This window comes from Sphingomonas sp. (assembly GCF_003248515.1).
Taxonomy (GTDB): Bacteria; Pseudomonadota; Alphaproteobacteria; order Sphingomonadales; family Sphingomonadaceae; genus Sphingomonas_I.
The window spans coordinates 304982-326064 of sequence record NZ_QFOB01000002.1; the positions used below are offsets into that span (position 1 = coordinate 304982).

General features: G+C 66.9%; 20 protein-coding genes. 12 read left to right on the forward strand and 8 right to left on the reverse strand.

Annotated elements, in window-relative coordinates:
* Positions 1 to 70: 70 nt before the first annotated feature.
* On the forward strand, positions 71 to 1663 hold the full coding sequence (locus DI605_RS04535; RefSeq protein WP_293969688.1) for an amidohydrolase: 1593 nt from the start codon (positions 71 to 73) through the stop codon (positions 1661 to 1663).
* Between the two features lie 126 nt (positions 1664 to 1789).
* Here DI605_RS04535 and DI605_RS04540 read toward each other — a convergent pair whose 3' ends face one another.
* Complete coding sequence (locus DI605_RS04540; protein WP_293969691.1) at positions 1790 to 2764, reverse strand: PEPxxWA-CTERM sorting domain-containing protein; 975 nt, start codon at positions 2762 to 2764, stop codon at positions 1790 to 1792.
* A gap of 295 nt (positions 2765 to 3059) precedes the next feature.
* Positions 3060 to 3803 (reverse strand): SDR family oxidoreductase, encoded by a 744-nt coding sequence (locus tag DI605_RS04545; RefSeq protein WP_293969694.1) that lies wholly within the window; start codon positions 3801 to 3803, stop codon positions 3060 to 3062.
* A 139-nt stretch (positions 3804 to 3942) separates the two neighbouring features.
* Here DI605_RS04545 and DI605_RS04550 point away from each other — a divergent pair, with 139 nt between their 5' ends.
* Positions 3943 to 4329 carry a helix-turn-helix domain-containing protein gene (locus DI605_RS04550; protein WP_293970167.1) on the forward strand — a complete coding sequence of 129 codons (387 nt, stop codon included), beginning with the start codon at positions 3943 to 3945 and terminating at the stop codon, positions 4327 to 4329.
* Positions 4330 to 4341: 12 nt separating this feature from the next.
* On the opposite strand, the gene DI605_RS04555 is transcribed toward DI605_RS04550, so the two are convergent.
* On the reverse strand, positions 4342 to 5061 hold the full coding sequence (locus DI605_RS04555; RefSeq protein ID WP_293969697.1) for a TorF family putative porin: 720 nt from the start codon (positions 5059 to 5061) through the stop codon (positions 4342 to 4344).
* 23 nt (positions 5062 to 5084) lie between these two features.
* Positions 5085 to 5507 carry a hypothetical protein gene (locus DI605_RS04560; protein ID WP_293969700.1) on the reverse strand — a complete coding sequence of 141 codons (423 nt, stop codon included), beginning with the start codon at positions 5505 to 5507 and terminating at the stop codon, positions 5085 to 5087.
* Between the two features lie 321 nt (positions 5508 to 5828).
* Between DI605_RS04560 and DI605_RS04565 the strand changes: the two genes are divergently transcribed.
* The 3 genes from DI605_RS04565 to DI605_RS04575 all read left to right on the forward strand — a co-directional run bounded on the left by DI605_RS04565 (position 5829) and on the right by DI605_RS04575 (position 11445).
* On the forward strand, positions 5829 to 8387 hold the full coding sequence (locus DI605_RS04565) for a zinc-dependent metalloprotease (protein WP_293969703.1): 2559 nt from the start codon (positions 5829 to 5831) through the stop codon (positions 8385 to 8387).
* A gap of 231 nt (positions 8388 to 8618) precedes the next feature.
* Entirely contained in the window at positions 8619 to 10439 is a 1821-nt protein-coding gene (locus DI605_RS04570) for a potassium transporter Kup (RefSeq protein WP_293970170.1), read from the forward strand.
* Between the two features lie 76 nt (positions 10440 to 10515).
* Positions 10516 to 11445, forward strand: coding sequence for a DUF808 domain-containing protein (locus DI605_RS04575; RefSeq protein ID WP_293969706.1), 930 nt, complete (start codon positions 10516 to 10518; stop codon positions 11443 to 11445).
* Between the two features lie 25 nt (positions 11446 to 11470).
* Here the strand turns inward: DI605_RS04575 and DI605_RS04580 are convergent, their stop codons facing one another.
* The gene (locus DI605_RS04580) at positions 11471 to 12349 is read right to left on the reverse strand and encodes an alpha/beta hydrolase (protein WP_293969709.1); all 879 of its coding nucleotides are present in this window, start codon (positions 12347 to 12349) and stop codon (positions 11471 to 11473) included.
* A gap of 186 nt (positions 12350 to 12535) precedes the next feature.
* Between DI605_RS04580 and DI605_RS04585 the strand changes: the two genes are divergently transcribed.
* A complete protein-coding gene (locus DI605_RS04585; RefSeq protein ID WP_293969712.1) occupies positions 12536 to 14047 on the forward strand; it encodes a M28 family peptidase in 1512 nt (503 codons plus the stop codon).
* 61 nt (positions 14048 to 14108) lie between these two features.
* On the opposite strand, the gene DI605_RS04590 is transcribed toward DI605_RS04585, so the two are convergent.
* Positions 14109 to 14540, reverse strand: a complete 432-nt coding sequence (locus tag DI605_RS04590; RefSeq protein WP_293969715.1) for a nuclear transport factor 2 family protein — start codon at positions 14538 to 14540, stop codon at positions 14109 to 14111.
* A gap of 94 nt (positions 14541 to 14634) precedes the next feature.
* On the opposite strand from DI605_RS04590, the gene DI605_RS04595 reads away from it, so the two are divergent.
* From DI605_RS04595 to DI605_RS04615, 5 genes are all read left to right on the forward strand, one after another.
* A complete protein-coding gene (locus tag DI605_RS04595; RefSeq protein WP_293969718.1) occupies positions 14635 to 14970 on the forward strand; it encodes a DMT family protein in 336 nt (111 codons plus the stop codon).
* A gap of 91 nt (positions 14971 to 15061) precedes the next feature.
* Complete coding sequence (pdxH, locus tag DI605_RS04600; RefSeq protein ID WP_293969721.1) at positions 15062 to 15643, forward strand: pyridoxamine 5'-phosphate oxidase; 582 nt, start codon at positions 15062 to 15064, stop codon at positions 15641 to 15643.
* Complete coding sequence (locus DI605_RS04605; RefSeq protein ID WP_293970173.1) at positions 15643 to 16437, forward strand: PhzF family phenazine biosynthesis protein; 795 nt, start codon at positions 15643 to 15645, stop codon at positions 16435 to 16437. Before pdxH ends, DI605_RS04605 begins: the two co-directional genes overlap by 1 nt.
* A 114-nt stretch (positions 16438 to 16551) precedes the next feature.
* Positions 16552 to 17292 (forward strand): dienelactone hydrolase family protein, encoded by a 741-nt coding sequence (locus tag DI605_RS04610; protein WP_293969724.1) that lies wholly within the window; start codon positions 16552 to 16554, stop codon positions 17290 to 17292.
* A 91-nt stretch (positions 17293 to 17383) separates the two neighbouring features.
* Positions 17384 to 17662, forward strand: a complete 279-nt coding sequence (locus DI605_RS04615) for a hypothetical protein (protein WP_293969727.1) — start codon at positions 17384 to 17386, stop codon at positions 17660 to 17662.
* Positions 17663 to 17958: 296 nt separating this feature from the next.
* Here the strand turns inward: DI605_RS04615 and map are convergent, their stop codons facing one another.
* Positions 17959 to 18795 carry a type I methionyl aminopeptidase gene (map, locus tag DI605_RS04620; RefSeq protein ID WP_293969730.1) on the reverse strand — a complete coding sequence of 279 codons (837 nt, stop codon included), beginning with the start codon at positions 18793 to 18795 and terminating at the stop codon, positions 17959 to 17961.
* A gap of 65 nt (positions 18796 to 18860) precedes the next feature.
* Here map and DI605_RS04625 point away from each other — a divergent pair, with 65 nt between their 5' ends.
* On the forward strand, positions 18861 to 19619 hold the full coding sequence (locus tag DI605_RS04625; protein WP_293969733.1) for a molybdopterin-binding protein: 759 nt from the start codon (positions 18861 to 18863) through the stop codon (positions 19617 to 19619).
* Here the strand turns inward: DI605_RS04625 and DI605_RS04630 are convergent.
* On the reverse strand, positions 19592 to 20851 hold the full coding sequence (locus DI605_RS04630; protein WP_293969736.1) for an MFS transporter: 1260 nt from the start codon (positions 20849 to 20851) through the stop codon (positions 19592 to 19594). The genes DI605_RS04625 and DI605_RS04630 overlap by 28 nt on opposite strands.
* Positions 20852 to 21083 lie beyond the last annotated feature (232 nt).

A 21083-nucleotide genomic window follows, 5' to 3' on the forward strand; every position in this document is an offset into this window, starting at 1 on the left:
GCCTGCCAATCGTGCGTAATGTCGCGCTCCGGCGAAGGTCGGGGCGCTTTTTTCGATCGGAGATCATGTGATGAAAGCTACGGGCCTCAAGTCGCTGGCGCTGGGCCTGCTCGCCGGCGTGGCACCGATCGGCACCGTCCACGCCGCCGCGCCCGCCGCGATGAAGGCCGAGGCCGCCGCCGACGTGGATGCGCATGCCAAGCTCGTCCAGGAGATGGTCGATAGCGTGTTCAGCTTTGCCGAGCCCGGCTTTCAGGAATTCAGGACGCAGGAATATCTGACGGCCATTCTGGAGAAGAACGGCTTCAAGATCACCAAGGGCGTCGCCGGCATTCCCAGTGCCTGGACGGCGACATGGGGCGAGGGCGGGCCGCTGATCGCACTCGGCAGCGATGAGGATTGCCTGCTCGGCACCTCGCAATATCCGGGCATGCCCACGCTGAAAGCGATGGTGGAAGGCGCGCCGGGCCATGGCGAGGGCCACAATTCGGGCATGCCACTCCAGATCGCGGCCGCGATCGCGATCAAGGACGTGATGGTGAAGCACGGCATCAAGGGCCGCCTGATGCTGTGGCCCGGCATTGCCGAGGAACTGCTCGCCACGAAAGCCTATTATGTGCGCGATGGCCTGTTCAAGGGCGTGGACGCCAATATCTTCACGCATGTCTCCAGCGATTTTTCCACGGGCTGGGGCATGGGGGGATCGAACGCACTCGTATCGGTGGAATATACGTTTCACGGCCGCACCGCGCATGCCGCCGGCGATCCGTGGGACGGCCGCTCCGCGCTGGATGGCGTCGAGGTGATGGACAATGCCTGGAACATGCGGCGCGAGCATCTGCCGATCTCGCAGCGCTCGCATTATGTGATCACCAATGGCGGCGGGCAGCCCAACGTGGTGCCCGATACGGCAAGCGTCTGGTATTATTTCCGCGATTTCGGCTTCAAGAATGTCCGCGCCCTATATGAGACGGGCAATGAGATTTCGGAGGCCGCCGCCAAGGCGACCGGCACCAGCGTGACGCATCAGATCCTGGGCTATGCCGCGCCCAATTACGGCAACAAGCCGATGGCCGAAGCCGCCTATGAGAATATCAAGCTCGTCGGCCTGCCCAAGTGGAGCGCGGACGATCAGTCCTTCACCAAGGCGGTGCAGACCGCGCAGAAGCGCCCGATCAAGCCGCTCGCCACCACGATCAGCCCGCTCGGCGGCCCTTATGAGGCGCGCGTGCCCACCGGCGGCGGATCGGACGATATCGGCGATATCATGTGGACGGTGCCGACGATCACGATCCGCTATCCCTCCAACATTCCCAGCATGATCGGCCACAACAAGACCAGCGCGATCGCGATGGCCACGCCGATCGCGCACAAGGGCGCGGTGGCGGGCGCCAAGGCGGTGGCCTTCACGGTGCTGGATATGATGACCACGCCGAAGTTGATCGCGGATGCCAAGGCGTTCCAGCGGGATGTGCAGTTCAAGGATCAGAAATATGATCCCGTCATCACCGCGAGCGACAAGCCGGCCATCTGGCTGAACAAGGACGTGATGGACAAGCTGCGGCCGCAGATGGAGAAATTCTACTACGATCCGGCCAAATATCCGACCTATCTGGATCAGCTCGGCATCAAATATCCGAACCTGGACGTGACGGGCGGCTGATTGCCCGATCGGCATCGCGCCGCGCCAGTGCGGTGCGATACGGCCCGCCCCCGGAATCGGGAGCGGGCCGTGCTGCCCCGCCGGCACGGCTGCCAGCGGGGTTTTGTTCGGGTCTCGCGGACGGGATCAGGCGAAGGCGATCGCGGGCTCGCGCCGGCGGGAGCGCATCGCGGCACCGATCGCGCCGAAGCCCAGGATCATCATGATCCAGCTCGCCGGCTCGGGCACGGCGGAAGCGAGGCCGAAGGTGCGCAGCAGCTCCTGATAGCCGGCGGCCTGCACCGGGGCCGATGCATGGACGCCATCGAACGAGAAAATGCCGACGCAGCCCGTGGCCTGCGCGCCCGCCGCGATGCAATTCGTGTCGGTCCGCTGCGGCGGCAGGCCAAGCGAGGCGGAGTCGGTGACGGCGCGCCGGTTGAAGTCGCTCAGGCTATAGAAGAAGAAATCGGTATCGGAGGGCACCGTCAGGCTCGCCAGCGCCGTCGTCAGATAGCCATTGGCCTCGCCGGTCAGCGGTTCGAAGGCGAGGGGGAAATCGGTCATCAGGATGTTGCGGGCGCCGAGATCGATGAGCGACTGGACGCCGGCCACATATTGCTCCGCCGCCGCCTGCAGATAGGCGCTGGCGCTTGAATAGGTGCCGATCGCGTTCGGGCCGAATTCGCCCCGCGCGGCGAAGACGTCATTGCCGCCGAAGTTGAAGATGTAGAGGCCGTTGGGATCGATGCCCGTGCCCGATGCCGCAAAGGTGGTCAGCTGTGCGGCCAGATCGGGAATGCCGTCGCCCGTGTCGATCACGCGCGCGCCGCCAAAGGCATAGTTGCTGCCGCCCGCCAGCGAAGGCGTGGTCGGCACGCCGAACAGATCCAGCGAGAGCAGATCGGGATAGTCATAGCCGTTGGTGAAGCGATGCTCGAAATAGCCGAGCGCTGGATTGGGCCGCGTCCCGCCATTGGCGATGTAGAGATTGCCCGCATCCACCAGGCTATCGCCGAATACGGTGACGGACGTGTAATATTCGGTATCGCGATCCGCCCAGGCGGGGCTGCTCGCAAGCGTGCCGAGAATGCCGAGAATGAACGCCCAACGTCGTGCCATCGATTGTCTCCCTTAGGCTTGTCCGCGCGTCCCACAGCGCGGGCCATGGGATCTTGATGGCCCAAGCAGCATCGATTGCCTAGTATATCGGAAGAATAACGATTGAAATTCTTGCGATGGTAGCACCAATTCAGTCTCCATCACTCCCGTCTGGCCGTGTCATGGCCGATGCGGGCGTTTCTGTCGCGCACCGATACTGCGGCCATTACTATTACGTTTTGTTAACATATGGCGGAGCGCCGTTCGGAAGACGGGCGAGGGGGAGACGTTTTCCTCCGCCCTCGCGGACGTGCTGTCACATCTTGTTCAGCATGCCCAGTGCCTCGGAAAAGCGCCCCTCGGCCTCGGCCGCGCGCAGGAAGTGGACATTCTTGACCAGGATTTCCGCCGGCGTCGGCGCCTGCCGAAACAGCGCGATCACTTCGTCCGCGAAATCGTCCAGTGGCATATAGCCTTCGCGGGTCGACTGGCCAGGCGTCAGATCGGTGCGTACGGCGGGCGGCGCCACCTCGATCACCTCGATCCTGCCGCGAAGCTGCTCGCGCAGCGATATCGTGTAGGAATGGATCGCCGCCTTGGTGGCCGAATAGGTGGGCGCGGCCTTGAGCGGCACGAAGCCGAGGCCGGACGAGATGTTGACGATCGCGGAATCGGCCTGCGCCGCCAGATGATCCACCAGCGCGTTGGTCAGCCGGATCGGCCCCAGCAGGTTGGTGACGATCGTCGCCTCGGCCACCCGCAGATCGCGCCGCGTCGTCAGGTCCTCGCGGTCCATGACGCCGGCATTGTTGACGAGGATGTTGAGGGCCGGGTGCGCGGCGACGAGATCCGCCACGAAGGTGTCGATCGCTTCCGGGCTTTCCACGTCCAGCGTCACCGCTGCCATGTTCGCGCGCCCGGCGATCGTTTCCTCCAGCGCCTGCCTGCGGCGCCCGGCGATGATGACCGTGTTGCCCTGATCGTGCCAGCGATGCGCGAGCGCGCGGCCGATGCCGCTGCCGCCGCCGGTGACGAGGATGGTGTTGCCGCTGCTTTTCATGTGCCGCTCCTGTTGCGTGCCCTGCTCGAAGCCTGCATCTAGCGAGGCGCTGTTCTTTCGAAAGAAGGCACCCGAAAGTTTTATACCCACCAAAAGGAGAGTGTGGATGGCCGACCTGCGCGAACGGCAGCCCGCGGCAATGTCGAACCCGTCGGGAGAATGCGCGGCGCCGGAGGTGGATCCGCGCGTCGAGGCGCTGGTGCACGACCTGATCGGGCGCGTGGCGGACAAATGGACGATGCTCGTGCTCGAGGTGCTGGAAGAGCAGGGGGAATTGCGCTTCACCCAGCTTTCGCGCGCGGTGAAGGGCGTGAGCCAGAAGATGCTGACGCAGACGCTGCGCGCCATGGAGCGGGATGGTCTGGTCGTCCGCACCGTCCATGCGGTGGTGCCGCCGCGCGTCGACTATCGGCTGACGGCGCTCGGGCGCGGCCTCGGCGCGGCATTTTGCGGCGTGTGGATCTGGGCGGAGGAGAATCTGATGGATGTGGAGGCGGCGCGCAGGGCCTTCGACGATCGCGATTGAGGCTTTGCCGGATCAGAAATCCAGCCGCGCATAACCGGCGAGGCGGGCGGAGGCATGCTCGGCCGTGCCGCCTGTCCGCCGCCGGCCATGCGTGATCGACGTGTCCGTATAGACGAGGCCCAGCGCCAGGGGGCCGTGCACATGCTCCGCGCCCAGCCGCCAGTCGAAATAGGCGCCGTCCGGTCGCAGCCGGGCCGCGCGTGCGGCATCGCCCGTTTTGCCGGAGGAGTGGCCGAGCCCGCCGAAGAGCGTGAAGGCCGTGCCGGGAATGGCGACATCCGCCTCCGCGCCGAGATGAAGATTGTCTCCGCCAATGGCATTCTGATCGGGCGCGTAGTGGATCGTCGCACGCAGCAGCGCCGGGCCGATCGTTCGCCCGGCGGCGGCGCCCAATTCCCAATAATCCTGCCCCCGCGCATCGAGGAAGAGTCGCCGTGCCGCCGTGGCGGAAAGGCTCCACCCGTCGATGTTCCGGCGAAAGCGTGCAGCCAGATCGAGCCCGGCATCCGCGCCGCCGTGGCGGGGGGCGCCGCGCAACGCGGCGAGATCGCCCGCGAGCGAGAAGCCGTCCGCGATCGGCGCGTCGAGTCCGGCCCGCAGGCTCGCCCGGCCATCGCTCCAGCTCAGCCCGCGCGCGCGCAGGTCGCTTGTCGCCTCAATCGAAAGGCGGGGCGGGGCGGCGGAGGCGGCGGCGCACAGCAGGGCCGTGGCCGCCGCTCCCGCTCCTGCCATCGAAGCGATGCGTATGCCGGCGATCACTCCTGGGCGAGGCTGTAGGCGGCGTCGATCTGGGCGAGGGCATCGCCCCGGTCGGCCGCCGCGATCGATGCCAGATGATCCCGGATCTTGTCCGCGCCGATCGCGGCCTTCGCTTCGCCCTGTGCGCTGCAATGGCCGTGCCGCTCGCCCGAGAAAGTGCGCGATGCGGCGGGCAGCAGGGTGGCGTGGGCGGAGGCTTCGTCGCGGCGGGCGATCTGCCGCTCCACTTGCAGCGTCGTCGTCCAGCGGCAGCGCTGCATGCTCATCCGCGCGCCGGTGGCGACGCCGACCGTCTTCATCTTCGTCTCCATGCGCGGGTGATAGCTGACCGAATAGCCGCTGCCGCGATGATCGATCGAGGCCTGATGCGGCGCCACGGCGGGGGTGGCGAGGGTGGCTGCTAGCGCGAGAAGGAACATGGCATGTCTCTCCAATATGTGCTCAAATAATAGGCACGTGCCCGTTGAATAGGCAAATATCGAGTTAGGTAGGCCATGTTTCCGTACCGTATCGATGGGGTATTCTTTGATGGCTGGCAGGCTTTAACCCGTGTCGAGGGCTCGCCGGAAACCGGTGTCTGATTTGAAATAAACTGTGAAATCCTCGCAAATTTGAATAAAACGAGCCGGTTACCCTAACATGTTGCTGCTTTTGGCCGAAGAAAGCCGGGACCCGTACTGGGGCCTTCTGCTAGGCTTGCCGAGGGCCGACCCCGGCAAGACAGTCTCGGAGCCTTCAGCATGAAGCCAAAATTGATCGCGCGCGGCGGACGCGCCCTTATCGTCCTGCGCACCGGCTGCGCCGCAATGGCATTCGTCGCTCTGGGCACGGCGATCGCGGCGCCGCCCGCGCGGGGTGCCGCGGCCGCCGCGCCGGCCAGGGCGGCATCCGCGCCGATGAAGCCGGGCTTCGTGCCGTTCGCGTTCGATGCGGCGCGCAACAAGGTGCTGATGGAAGTCCCGGTCTTCGATGCGGACGTGCTCTATTATGTCACGGCGGCCACGGGCGGCGGATCGGTGGAGCTGCCCTTCGATCGTGGCATCCAGGCGAGCGAGGTGATCCATTTCGTGCGCGAGGGGCAGAAGGTGCTCGTCGTGGCCCAGAATCTCGATTTCCGGGCGACGGGCGGCACGGATGCGCGCAAGCAGAATGTCGCGGATAGTTTCCCCACGTCCGTGCTGGCGAGCCTGCCGATCGAATCCGAGGCGGATGGCAAGGTTACCGTCGATGCCACCGCCCTTTTCGCGCGCGATGCCGCCGATGTGGAGGCGAAGCTGCGTCGCGCCAATCAGGGTGCCTTCCGCTTCGATGCAGGCCGTTTCACTTTCTATCCGCAGCGGATGAAGGCCTTCCCCGACAATACGGAGATCGAGACGGTCGCCACCTTCTCGTCCGATGGCGGCAGCGGCGGCCGCGCCGTCACGCCGGATGCCTCGGGCAATGGCGGCGGGGCGAGCCTCGTCTCCGCGGTGACGCCCGATCCCAAGGCCTTCACGCTGCGCATCCACCACAGCTTCCTGCGCGCGCCGGTGGGCTATGTCCCGCGCGAGGCGGATCCGCGCATCGGCGTCTCCACCGTGCGCTTCGCCGATTTCAACAAGCAGCCGGATGACCAGCCCTATGAGGCGCTGATCACGCGCTATCGCCTGGAGAAGAAGGATCCCTCGGCGGCGATCAGCGATCCGAAGAAACCGATCACCATCTATTTCGATCCGGCGATCCCCGATCCGATCCGCCACGCGATGAAGCAGGGCCTGCTCTGGTGGAACAAGGCGTTCGAGGCGGCCGGCTTCAGCAATGCGATCGTCGCGGCCGATGCGCCGGCGGACATGGATCCCATGGACATTCGCTATCCCTATGTCCTCTGGATCGATCGCGACGAGCGCGGCTTTTCCTCCAGCGGCGGCTATCGCGATCCGCGCACGGGCGAGCTTCTGGGCTCCAAGACGCACATGGACAGCTATCGCATCCGCACGATCGGCAATTTCTGGGATGCCTATGCCGGCGGCCTGCCGTCCGATGGATCGGGCATCACGGTGGCAGATCCCGTTCTGCTCAAGGGTGATGCCGCGCTGGATGCGCTGCCCAAGGGCCAGCGCGACATGATCCTGCTGCGCCAGGCGCTGCTCACGGCGCACGAACTGGGCCACTCGCTCGGCTTCGGGCACAATTTCGCGTCGAGCCTGAACAATCAGGCCTCGGTGATGGAATATCCCAGCCCGCGCGTGAAGGTGGTGAACGGCAAGCTCGATCTTTCGGAAAGCTTCCAGAAGGAGATCGGCGTCTACGACACCTATATGGTGCGTTATGCCTATACGCCTTTCGCGCCGGCGCAGGAGAAAGCGGGGCTCGACGCGATCATCGCGGACATGCGCGCGCACGGCATCCTCTACGTGCCGGACAGCGATCCGCGCTGGACCGCCTATGACGACCGCGCGACGCCGACCGAGAATCTGCGCGAGGCGATGGACGCCCGCAAGATCATGATCGCCCATTACGGGCCGGATATGCTGAAGCCCGGCGAGCCGATCGGCACGCTGCGCGATGCGCGGCTGTGGATGGCCTATCTCCATCATCGCTGGGCGATCGAGAGCGGCGTGAAATATATCGGCGGCATCTTCACCAACATCACGGTGAAGGGCGAAACGATGCCCGCGACCGAATTCATCCCGGCCAAGTTGCAGCATGACACGCTGGATCTGCTGATGGAGGCGATCCAGCCCGCCAATATGACGCTGCCGGAAAGCCTGCTCGTGCAGCTCACACCCAGCCCCAATCCGAACCGCGAGGATCTTTCGCGCGATGACATGTTCGATCAGCTGCGTGCCGCGCGCATCCTGGCCTCGCTCGTGATCCAGCCGCTGTTCGCGCCGGATCGCGCCGCGCGGCTGGTGGCGCTGGCGGCGCGCCAGCCGGGGGCGGTGACGCTGCCCGAAACCGTGGACGCGGTGATGGCCAGGACGTGGCGGGCTCCGTCCGCCGGCAGCGCGGAGGAGCGCGCCATCCTGCGCGTCACCCAGCGCGTCGCGCTCGAATCGCTGATGATTCTCGGCGCGTCCAAGACGACAGCGCCGGAGGCGCGCGCCTATGCGCTGGATCGGCTGGCCTCGCTCGCCTCGGAGATCAAGGCCAAGAAGGATGGCGATCCGATGACGGCGGCCTTCTATCGCCAGTCCGCGCGCGACATCGATCATTATCTCGAGGATCCCGAGAAGATGGCGCCCCGGACGACCATGCCGGTCTGGGGTGAAGGGCCGCGCTCGCGCTATCCCGCGCCGCCGGGCGCGCCGCTCGGCTGAGGCGAAGGTCTCGATCGCCATCCCCGTGCGTCCGGGCGGGGATGGCGGCGGAGCGGGCGGGAATCGGGCAAGTCTCGCTTTTCGTCGCGCGCGGGAGCATAGGGCCGCCCGCCCGAGTCGTGCGGGTGCCAGCAAGGTCCAGAAAGCGTGCCCCCGGCGAACTATTCCGCCAATCCCGAAACGAGCGCCCATCATGGCGATCGCCGGCCGACCCTCCTCGCGCTCGGCGCGATCGGGGTGGTCTTCGGTGATATCGGCACGTCGCCGCTCTATGCGCTGAAGGAAAGCTTCATCGGCCACCACCGGCTGGCGGTGGATCCGGCGCACCTGTTCGGCGTGCTCAGCCTCGTCTTCTGGACGATGATGCTGATCGTCACGGTCAAATATGTGCTCATCATCCTGCGCGCGGACAATGATGGCGAGGGCGGCAGCCTCGCGCTGCTCGCGCTGGTCACGCGATCGGCGGGCACGCGCCGATGGACGCCGGTGATCGCCATCCTCGGCGTCAGCGCCACGGCGCTTTTCTATGGCGATGCGATCATCACGCCGGCCATTTCGGTGCTGTCGGCGGTGGAGGGGCTCTCGGTCGTCCAACCGGCGCTGTCGCACCTCGTCCTGCCCATCTCGATCCTCGTGCTGATCGGGCTGTTCGCCATCCAGTCGCACGGCACGGAACGGGTGGGCGCGCTGTTCGGGCCGGTGATGCTTTTCTATTTCCTCGTCATCGCGGCGCTCGGTGCGATCAATATCGTGGGGCGGCCTGATATCGTCGCCAGCCTCGATCCGCGCTGGGCCGTGCGCTTCTTCCTGATGAATCCGAAGGTGGCCTTCCTCGCGCTGGGATCGGTCGTCCTGGCGGTGACGGGGGCGGAGGCGCTCTATGCCGATATGGGGCATTTCGGCCGCCGGGCGATCAGCTTCTCCTGGCTCTATGTGGCCTTCCCCTGCCTGATGCTCAATTATCTGGGGCAGGGGGCGCTGCTGCTCGCCCATCCGGAGGCGATCGAAAATCCCTTCTTCCTGATGGCGCCCGAAGCCTTCCGGCTGCCGCTCGTGATTCTCGCCACGCTCGCTACCGTCATCGCCAGCCAGGCGGTGATTTCCGGCGCTTTCTCCGTGACGCAGCAGGCGATCCAGCTCGGCTTCCTGCCGCGCCTCCGGATCGTGAACACCAGCGCGCGCGAGGCGGGGCAGATCTATCTTCCGCTGGTCAACTGGCTGCTGCTGGTGCTGGTCGTGCTCATCACGGTGGGCTTCCGCAGCTCTTCCGATCTCGCCGCGGCCTATGGCATCGCCGTCACCGGCACGATGTTCATCACCGCCTGCATGCTGGGCGTGCTCACCTTCACGGTGTGGCGCTGGCCGCCGGTGCTGGCGGGGCTGGCCACCGGCGCCTTCCTGTTCGTCGATGGCCTCTATTTCGCGTCCAACGTCACCAAGATCCCCGATGGCGGCTGGTTTCCGCTGTTCGTGGCGGCGATTGTCTTCACGATCCTGACGACATGGGCCAGGGGCCGCGCGCTGATGCGCGCGCGCATCGCTGAGGATATGATGGCGGCGGAGCTTTTCATCGCCTCGGCCTCGCCCCGGCTGGAGCGCGTGCGCGGCACCGCCGTCTTCCTGTCCTCCGCCAAGGAGGGCATTCCGCCCGCGCTGCTCCACAATGTGAAGCACAACAAGGTGCTCCACGAGCGGAACCTGATCCTCACGCTGATCGTGGAGCCGGTGCCCTTCGTGGCGGATGATCGCCGCATCGAGGTTTCGGAACTGAGCGAGGGCTTCTTCCGCGTCTTCCTCCGCTACGGCTTCATGGAGGAGATGGATGTGCCCGCCGCGCTGGACATGCGCGAGATTTGCGGCGGCCCCTTCCGCCAGATGGAGACCAGCTATTTCCTGAGCCGGCAGACGCTGATCCCCTCGGCGCGCCCCGGCATGGCCATCTGGCGCGAGCATCTGTTCGCCTGGATGGTGCGCAACGCGGAAAGCGCGATGGAATTCTTCAAGCTGCCGACCAATCGCGTGGTGGAACTGGGCAGCCAGGTCGAGATCTGAAGCGCGGCACCGCCGCTTGCGCCGCGCGCGCGGGTGCTTCAGGTGTGGGGCGTCTTCTTCCAGCCACAGGATCTTCATGGCCTCCGGTCTCGTAGCCCTGCTCGATGATATTGCCGGCATCACCAAGCTCGCCGCCGCGAGCCTGGATGATGTGACGGCGGCGGCGGGCAAGGCCGGCAGCAAGGCGGTGGGCGTCGTGGTCGATGATACGGCCGTCACGCCGCGCTATGTCACCGGCCTGTCGCCCGAGCGCGAACTGCCGATCATCGCAAAGATCGCGCTGGGCTCGCTCCGCAACAAATTGCTGATCCTGCTGCCGGCGGCCCTGCTGCTCAGCGCCTTCGCGCCCTGGGCGATCACGCCGCTGCTGATGGCGGGCGGCGCGTTTCTGTGTTTCGAGGCGGGCGAAAAACTGATCGAGGCGATGAGCGGCGAGGGGCATGAGGATGAGGCCGAAGGCGCCTCCAGCCCGGCCGAGCTGGAAAAGCAGAAGGTGTCCGGTGCGATCCGGACCGATCTGATCCTCTCGGCGGAGATCATGGCGATCGCGCTGAGCGATGTTTCCTCCTCCCCGATTCTCACGCAGGCGGTGGCGCTCATCCTCGTGGCGATCGGGATCACGGCGGGCGTCTATGGCGTGGTCGGCCTGATCGTGAAGATGGACGATATCGGCCTGCATCTGTCGCGCCGTTCGGCCAGCGTGGTCCGCTCCCTCGGGCGCGGGCTGGTGAAGGGCATGCCGATCGTGATGTCGGCGCTCGCGTCGATCGGCACGGTGGCGATGCTGTGGGTCGGTGGCGGCATCCTGGTGCACGGGCTGGAAAAGCTGGGCTTCGCGCTGCCCGCGCATCTGCTCCACGAAGCCGGCGAGGCCGGGCGGGAGGCGCTGCCCGCGATCGGCGGTCTGGTGGCGTGGCTGATCGGCGCGATCGGATCGGCGATGGCCGGGCTCGTGGTCGGCGGCATCATCGCGCTGGCCTTGCACAAGCTGCGCCCGGCCCACTGATCGGCGCTCCGGGGCTGCCTCTCACTCAGCCCTGCCCGAGCGAGCCCTGATCGAGGAACGGGAGGATCACGGCGATCACGTCATCCGGCCGGTCGTGATGCGGCCAGTGGCCAGCCTCGGCGATGATGTCCCGCCGGGCGCCGGGAATGTCCAGCGGCGTGCGATCGGGCGCGCCGAAATGCTCGGCTCCGTCCACGATCAGCACGGCGGCCGCCACCTGCCAGCGCAGCCGCCGCCTTTCCTCGAAGGAGATGTCGTGGGGGAAGCGGGCGCGTATGCGCGGATCGAATTTCCAGCGGCGCTGGCCGTCCTCGCCCGGATGGGTGCCATGATCCGCGAGGTGCAGCGCAAGCGCGTCCGACAGCCTCGGATTCCGCTCCTTCATCCGCGCGGCGGCCTCCGCGAGGCTGGCATAAGGGCGTGGCCGCGATGCGGCGGCCTTGCGCAGTTTCTCGAAATAATCGGTGATGCGATGCTCCACCGGCGTGGCGAGCCAAGCGGCCTCGGCATCGAAGCGCCCCGCGCTCTCCAGCAGGATCAGGCGGGAGACGGCGGCGGGATAGAGGCCCGCGAAGCGCAGCGCGACCATGCCCCCGAAGGAATGGGCCAGGATCGGCGCGGTCTCGACGCCCAGCGCCTCGTAAAGCGCCAGCAGATCTAAGACGTGGGCCGTGATCGAATAATGGCCATCGTTGGACCAGCCGCTGTCGCCATGGCCGCGCAGATCGGGCGCGATCACGCGGAAGCGATCCGATAGCGCCTCGGCGATCCGGTCCCAGCTTCGGCAATGATCGTTGCCGCCATGGAGAAGGATCAGGATCGGGAGGTCGTCACCCCCCCAATCGACATAATGCAGATCAAGGCTCTGCGAGCGAAAACGCTTCGAAACCGGTACGTTACTCATGGTTAACTTGAACCACCGAAAGGGTGGCCTGTCCAGCGCCGGCCAATGCCGGTCCGTTTTTCGCGCGTCGCCCGCTATCGGGCCGGCGTTCGGCAAGAAGGGCCGCCCAAAGCAGCGCGCGGGAAGGAGAGAGGCCTTGCGTTCCTCCGCGAGGTGACCAAACCTGCCGCCATCGGGGGTAAGACCATGATGTTGCCGTTCCTGCTCGCAATCGCCGCCGCCGGGCACAGGCCGCCGCGCGCGCCGGCTCTCCCCGATCGCGACACGGCGGCGTGGTGGCAGGCGACGCAGGCCCTGTCGGGTGATGATATGGAGGGCCGGGATACGGGCTCGGCCGGCTATGATCGGGCGGCGCGCCTGGTGGCGGCCGGCTTCGCTCGCGCAGGCCTCAAGCCGGCCGGCGACAACGGCTCCTTCTTCCAGACGCTCAGGCTGGGCGATGTGACGATCGAAAAGGAAGGGACCAGCGTCGCCATGGGCGGCCGGCCGCTCCGCTTCCTCTATGATCTCACGCTGCGCGCCTCGCCCGGCATGCCGACGCAGCTGGATGCGCCGCTCGCCTTTCGCGGCTATTGCGGGCGGGATATGATGGCCGATGTGCGCGGGAAGGTCGTGCTCTGCTACGGCACGCGCAAGCCCGGCCTTCCCGCCGCTCCCGAGCGGATCGAGGCGGCGAAGGCGGGCGGCGCGATCGGCCTGCTGACGATCGCCGATCCTTCCTTCACGGTGGAGCCGCCGCGCTGGCCCGCCGCTTATGCGCGCACGGTGAGCTTCGAGGATGCGCCGCCGCCCGCCAATGACGATATGCTGATCGGAACGGTCAATGCCGATGCTCTCGGCGCGCTGCTCGCGGGGGGCGCGTCGGGGGCGGAGGCGATCGTCGCCGAAGGGAGCGCGGGGCGCCCCTTGCCCGCCTTCGATGCCCCCGGTCGTCTGGTAGCGCATGTCGTGCTTTCGCATCGAGCACTGCGATCGGATAATGTGCTGGCCCTGCTGCCGGGCACCGATCCCGTGCTGAAGAACGAGATCGTCGTCGTGTCCGCGCATCTCGATGGTTATGGCTTTGGCGAGGCGGTGGATGGCGACGCACTCTACAATGGCGCGTTCGACGATGCCGCCTATGTCGCGCTGCTCCAGCAACTGGCGGATCGGCGCGCGGGCAAGGGCTATCGCCGTTCGGTGCTGTTCGCGGCCTTCACGGGCGAGGAGAAGGGGCTGCTCGGCGCCACCCATTTCACCGATCACCCCACCGTGCCGCTGAAGACGATCGTGGCGGATATCAATCTGGATCAGATCCGCCCCATCTTCCCGCTCGATCTGCTGACGGTGCATGCGCTGAACGACAGTTCGCTGGGGGACGACGTGCGCGAGGTGGCGGCGCGGCAGAAGATCGCGGTGCGGATCGATCCGGAGCCTGAGCGCAACCTGCTCACCCGCGCCGATCACTGGCCCTTCATCCGCAAGGGCATCCCGGCCACGGGTTTCGTCTTTGGCTACAAGCCGGGATCGCCCTCGGAAAAGATCTACCGGGGCTGGTATGAGACGCGCTACCACCGGCCGCAGGATGATCTGTCCCAGCCGATCAACTGGCAGGCGGCGGCCCGTTTCAATCGCTTCTTCTACGATCTCACGCAGAAGGTGGCCGATGCGCCGGCGCGGCCCGCATGGAAAGCGGACAGCGCCTACGCCGGGCGCTGAGGGGGGAGCGGGCCGGTGCGGCCTGCGGAACGCTTATGGTCGCCTGTCCGGAGGCCGATGCTCAGGCGCCGCAGCCGGCGGTCCGCGTCGTCCAGCTGATGTTCGTGATCTTCCACTGACCCTCGATCCGGGTCAGCTGGAAATGGTCCATCCCGCAATGGTGCATCTTGCCGTCGATCCGGAAGGTGTAGCGGCCCCAGACCACCGCGATGTCGCCATCCACGCGCATGATCGTGTCGCCCAGTTTCTCCTCCAGCGCCTCGGGGCCTGGCTTGATGGCGTCGGCGAACTGCTGCCACGTAAGCTGGCGCACGTTGCGCGTGCCGTCCTCCCGCTCCGCGGCGATGGTCGCGCCGCCCATGCCCCAGGTCTGGGCGAGCAAAGCCGCCCCGTCATGCGCGGCGAGCGCGGCGAAGGTCGCCTCTACGGGTGCCATCACGGCGGCGCGATCGGCGGCGGTGGTCACGGCGGCGGCGATGAAGGGCAGGAACATCGGCGGTCATCCTCGTCAGGCGTCGCGACGGGATAGCCAAGGCGGCGGCGGCCGTCACTGTTTCTGCGGGCATTGCTTCCCGCTACAGCGGGCCATGCCCACGATCCTGCTGCTCATCGTCTCCAACCTGTTCATGACCACCGCGTGGTACTGGCATCTGAAGGGGGGGATGGAAAAACCGCTCCTCGCGGTGATCCTCATCAGCTGGGGCATTGCCTTCGTCGAATATTGTTTCGCGGTGCCCGCCAACCGGATCGGCTATGCGCATGGCTGGTCCGCCGGCCAGCTGAAGATCGTGCAGGAAGCGATCGCGCTCCTGATCTTCGGCGGCTTCATGGTGCTGGTGCTGGGCGAGCCGCTCCACTGGCGCCACGCGGCCGCCTTCCTGTGCCTGATGGGGGCGGTGGCCTTCCTGTTCGTGGGCCGCTGACGGCCCGGCGCGGCGCGCGGCCGCCTGTGGCTCCGCGCATCGCTCCTTTCCGGCAATTTCAAACCGGGGGCGGGCGCGTTATGGCGCGCGCATGAGCGAATCCGATCCCCACGCACTGTTCGAGGCATGGCTCGCCGAAGCGAAGGCATCCGAACCCAACGATCCCACCGCGATGACGCTGGCTACGGTGGGCGCGCATGGCCAGCCTTCCGCGCGCATGGTGCTGCTGAAGGGGCATGATGCGCGCGGCTTCGTCTTCTACACCAATCAGCAGAGCCGGAAGGCGGGCGAACTGGTGGATCCCGCGCGCGCGGCGCTGCTGTTTCACTGGAAGTCGCTGCGCCGGCAGGTGCGGGTCGAAGGGCCGGTGTCGCTCGTCTCGGCCGAGGAGGCGGATGCCTATTTCGCCAGCCGCGCGCGCGATAGCCAGCTGGGCGCCTGGGCTTCGGATCAGTCTCGCCCGCTGGATTCGCGCGCCACGTTCGAGGCGCGATTCGATGCGGTAAAGGCGCGCTACGAAGGCGCGCCCGTGCCGCGCCCGCCGCACTGGGGCGGCTATCGGGTTGCCGTGGAGCGGATCGAATTCTGGCAGGATCGCGCGCATCGCCTGCACGAACGCCATGTCTTCACGCGCAGTGGAGACGGCTGGACGGAAGGCCTGCTCTACCCGTGATGCGCCTGCCGTTCACACAGGTCGATGCCTTCGCCGATCGTCCCTTCACGGGCAATCCGGCGGCGGTGATGCCGCTGGGGGCATGGCCGGAAGACGCCCTGCTCCAGGCGATCGCTGCCGAGAATAATCTGGCCGAAACCGCCTTCACGGTGCCGCTCGACGATGGTCCGGCCGATTATGAACTGCGCTGGTTCACGCCCACCTCCGAAGTGGAGATGTGCGGCCATGCGACGCTGGCATCGGGCCATGTGCTGATGGGCGCGCGCGATCGTGTGCGCTTCGCCACGCGCAAGGCGGGCCTGCTGGAAGTGGCGCGGGACGGGCAGGGCTATGCACTCACTCTGCCCGTCTGGATCCCGCATCCGAAGCCCCTGCCGGAAATCGTGGCCGCGCTGGACGTGGATCCGGCCGACGTGGTCGAGACGCTATGGCACGAGCGCCATTATGGCGTGGTCGTGCTCGCCCATGAGGCGGCGGTGCGCGCCTGCACGCCGGACATGCGAAGGCTGGCCCGGTCGGGCGACTGGCTCACGATCGTGACGAGCCTCGGGCGGGATACCGATATCGTCAGTCGGGCCTTCGCGCCGGGCGCGGGCATAGACGAGGATCCCGTGACGGGATCGGCCCACGCCGTGGTCGTGCCCTATTGGGCGGAGCGGCTTGGCCGTGCCAGCCTGAGCGCCTTTCAGGCCTCGGCGCGCGGCGGGCACCTCGCCTGCCGGCTGGAGGGCGATCGCGTCGTGCTCGGCGGCACCTGCGTCACCGTGATCGAAGGCGTGATGACGCTGCGCTGATTTCGGCCGATTTCGGCGCGCGGCTGGATCGGCCGGCCATCTCGCGCCCCGCCTGCTTGACGCGCGGCCCACGGCACGATCAGACGGCGCCGGATCGACGACAGGGAGCTCAGCATGCCGCACGAACAGGTCATCATTCGCACGGCCGATGGCGATTGCCCCACCCGGATCGTCACGCCGGAGGGCAGCGGCCCCTGGCCGGCGGTGATCGTCTATATGGATGCGCTCGGCATGCGCCCCGCCATCGTCAAGGTGGCGGAGCGGCTTGCCGCCAATGGCTATCTCGCGCTGCTTCCCGATCTCTTCTATCGCTCGGGCGACTATCATATCCCGACGCCCAAGGAGGCGTTCGCCACCGGCGATCTGATGGCGATCATCGGGCCGCATATGGCGCTGACCGGCCCTCTCAAGGCGGCCGAGGATACGCGCTATCTGCTCGAATATCTCGATACGCGCAGCGATGTGAAAGGCGCGAAGATCGGCACGGTCGGCTTCTGCATGGGCGGCGGCATGGCGCTGGCGGCGGCCGGCACGTTCCCGGATCGCGTGGCGGCGGCGGCCAGCTATCATGGCGGCGGCATCGCATCGGACAAGCCGGACAGCCCGCATCTGCTCGCGCCCCGGATGAAGGGAGAAATCTACGTCGCCGGCGCCGATCAGGATCCCAGCTATCCGCCCGAAATGGCGGAGCGGATGGAAGAGGCGCTGAGCGATGCGGGCGTGAAGCATCGCGCGGAAATCTATCCGGGCGCGCTCCACGGCTGGATGAAGCCCGATTTCCCCATCTATGACGAGGTTTCGGCCGAGCGCGGCTGGCGCGAGATGCTGGCCCTGTTCAAGCGCAACCTCGGCTGAGGCGCGCGCCGGAGCATGCTCCGGCGAAAGCCGGAGCCCTGAGCTATGGGCGCCGGCTTCTGCGGCTTGGGGGGAAGCGTGGCGGCCGCCAATGCGCAGGGGCGCCGCCGTGCTGGCAGCCTGCCGCCAACTCCTGTATCATGAGCTCAGCCAGAAAATGGCCGGGCCCGGGAGATGGCCGATGGAGAGCGAGAGAAATCCCTGCCATTTCTGGCTGGGAATCGAGTCGGAAACGGACGCCGCTGAATGGGAAGCGCTGGTGCGCCGGCGCCTGGAAAATCGGCAGGCCGATCCGCCATTGCTGATCGCGGAGATCATCCGCCCCGAAACGTCGCAGCCGGCACAGAGGATCAAAGTTCGCGCAGGCTAGCGGGCATCTTCCGCAAGGCTGGCATGTGGACGCGATTCAGCATCCGGGGGGAGGGCATCCACTCGGCTGGGCGCGGCGGCCGGGCGATAGGAGCATGAACGCCGGAGGTCTGTCGCTTCCCGGGGGCGGCGATCCGCGTTTTTTCCGGCGTCACGCGAACGCCGGAATGTCCTCGATGTAGTGGCCCGCTTTGCCTGCAGCGCTCCGGCCTTCGCCGGAGCACCGCGCCTGCGGGATGGGAACATGCGGCGGGCGGGTCGTGGATCGCGATCCGGGAGGGGGCGGAAACGCCTTGCTCAGGCACTCACGCCCAGATGCGGCACGTCCAGCCCGATCGGGCTTTTCGTGAAGATCTCGCAGCCGGTTTCGGTGATGCCGATCGAATGTTCGAACTGGGCGGAAAGGCTGCGGTCGCGCGTCACGGCCGTCCAGCCGTCGTCCAGCACCTTCACGTCCGGCCGACCGATATTGATCATCGGCTCGATCGTGAAGAACATGCCCGGCTTCAGCTCCGGCCCGGTGCCCGGCCGGCCGACATGCACCACCTCGGGCGTGTCGTGGAACAGGCGGCCTACCCCATGGCCGCAGAAATCGCGCACCACACCGTAGCGGTGCTTCTCGGCATGCGTCTGGATCGCATGACCGATATCGCCCAGATGATTGCCGGGCTTCGCCTGCGCGATGCCCAGCATCAGGCATTCATAGGTCACCTCGACCAGCTTCTTCGCCTTCAGCGGCACGTTGCCGGCCAGATAGGTGCGGTTCGTGTCGCCATGCCAGCCATCCAGAAGGGGCGTCACGTCGACATTCACGATGTCGCCATCTTTGATCGTCTTGGCGCTGGGAATGCCGTGGCACACCACATGATTGATGCTGATGCAGCAGCTGTGCGTATAGCCGCGATAGCCGAGCGTGGCCGGCACGGCGCCGCCTGCGATCGTCATGTCATAGACGATCCGGTCGATCTCCTCGGTCGTCACGCCGGGCACGATATGGGCCGCCAGCGCGTCCAGTATCTCGGCCGCCAGCCTGCCCGCCCGGCGCATCCCCTCGAACCCGTCTGGCCCGTAGAGCTTGATCGCGCCGGTGCGCGAAACGACATCGTCGGAGGTGATCGCCTGATAATGGGTCATGGCCGGAATATAGGGCGAATGGCGCCGCTTTGCCAGCGCGGCGGCCCGCGCTATGGCGTGGGGCGATGGAGCCCGCACGCATCTGGACGGCCGCGCTGCTGGTGATCGGTGACGAGATCCTGTCCGGCCGCACGCAGGACAGGAACATCGCCCAGATCGCCACCTGGCTGAACGTGCAGGGCATCCGCCTGGCCGAGGTGCGCGTGGTGGCGGATCGGATGGAGGCGATCGGCGAGGCTGTCTCCACGCTCGCGGCCCGCAACGATTATCTGTTCACGACAGGCGGCATCGGCCCCACGCATGACGATATCACGGTCGATGCGATCGCCGCCGCCTTGGGGCTGCCCGTCGTCATCCAGCCACGCGCGCGAGACATACTGGAGGACTATTATGCCGACCGCGGCGGCCTGAGCGAGGCGCGCCTGCGCATGGCGCGCGCGCCGGAAGGAGCGGGGCTGATCGAAAATGCGGCTTCGGGCGCGCCCGGCATCCGCATCGGCAACATCTTCATTCTCGCAGGCGTCCCCAGCATCGCGGCGCGCATGCTGGAGGCGCTCACCGGCACGCTGGAAGGCGGCCTGCCGCTCCTGTCCCGCACGATCGGCTGCTGGGTCGCGGAAAGCGCCGTGGCGGAGCTGTTGCGCAGGGCGGAGGCGGATCATCCGGGGTGCCAGATCGGTTCCTATCCCTTCTTCCGCGAAGGGCGCACCGGCGCGAATTTCGTGATCCGCTCCACCGACGGGGAATTGCTCACGCGCTGCGCCGCCGAATTGCTGGTGCGCCTGGCGGAGGCTGGTTACCGGGGCGTGGACGGCGGCATCTGATCGGGCGCCCGGCCGCCCAGCAGCAGGATGACCAGCGCGATCAGCGCGAAGGCAGTCGCGATCGCGAAACCGATGCCCACGAAGCGGAAGGGCGCGGAAGGCCCGGTGAAGAAAGCCAGAGCGGGGCTGAAGATGGCCGGTGCGAAGATCGCCGCGATCGCCGCCACGCTGCCGTTGAAGCCCTGCAACTCGCCCTGCGCATCAGGCGGCACCTTGCGCGACATCAGCCCGTTCATCGCCGGGAAGACAAGGCTCTGGATCGGCTGAAGCAGCATCACGATGAAGACGAGCCGCCCGTCCTGGATCACCATATAGCAGAGGAATTGCGCGATCGCGCCGGCGATGCCCAGCGCCACGGATCCACGCTCGCCCAGCCTTTTCACCACCGGCCCCACGAACAGCATCTGGCTGATCGCCATCAATATGCCGACCATTGCGAGCGATGCGCCGATCAGGCCGGGTGTCCAGCCGAAGGCGGCGATCGCGAAATAGGCCCAGGTGACGGGATAGATCATCGTCGCGACCTGCCAGAAGAAGGCGGCGATGCTGAGCGGGATCACGCCGTGGAGTTTGCCCAGTGCCCGCCACGCGCCTGCCGGATTGGCGCGGGCGAGCGTGAAGGGGCGGCGATTCTCCCGCTTCAGCGTTTCGGGAAACAGGAACAGGCCGATCACGAAATTGAGGGCGGCGAGTGCGGCGGCGGCGTGGAAGGGCGCGCGCGGGCCGAACTCGCCCAGCAGACCGCCCACCGCCGGCCCCACGACGAAGCCGATGCCGAAGGCGGCGCCCATCATCCCGAAATAGCGCGCGCGTTCGTCTGGCGTGGACATGTCGGCCAGGGCCGCGCCCGCCGGGCCGAAGGAGGCGCCGAACAGGCCCGCCAGCGCGCGGCCAAGGAACAGCCAGCCGAGGGAGGGCGCGAAACCCATGAGCAGATAATCGATCGCGAAGCCCGCCAGTGCGCCCAGCAGCACCGGCCTGCGCCCGAAGCGATCGCCCAGATTGCCCATCAGCGGCCCGGTCAGAAACTGCACCGCCGCATAGACCACGCCCAGCCAGCCGCCGATGCGCGTGGCTTCCGGCAGATCGACATGGCCCAGCTTCATCACGATATCGGGCAGGACCGGCAGGACGATGCCGAAGCCCATCGAATCGATCAGCACCGCGAGCAGCACGAAGGTCACGGCGTGGCGGCCGGCGGGCTGGCCGGGGGAGGAGGGCGGCTGGATCACAGCATATGCTCCCGATCGATCATCCTGGCGGCCCCTGCTCCCTCATGCCGCGCGCGGCGGATCGTCCTGCGGGCGTTATCTGTCCGTTCGCACGGAGCCTGTCGAGGGGAGCTTTGCGCGCCCGCAGCTGCGACCCGGCGCGGGGGCCTCTGCAAAACCGCCATGAAGGTCCCGCCACCTTCGTGCGATCGGCCCCGTCGCGCGGAATGGCGGCCCGGTAGCACGGCGCTTG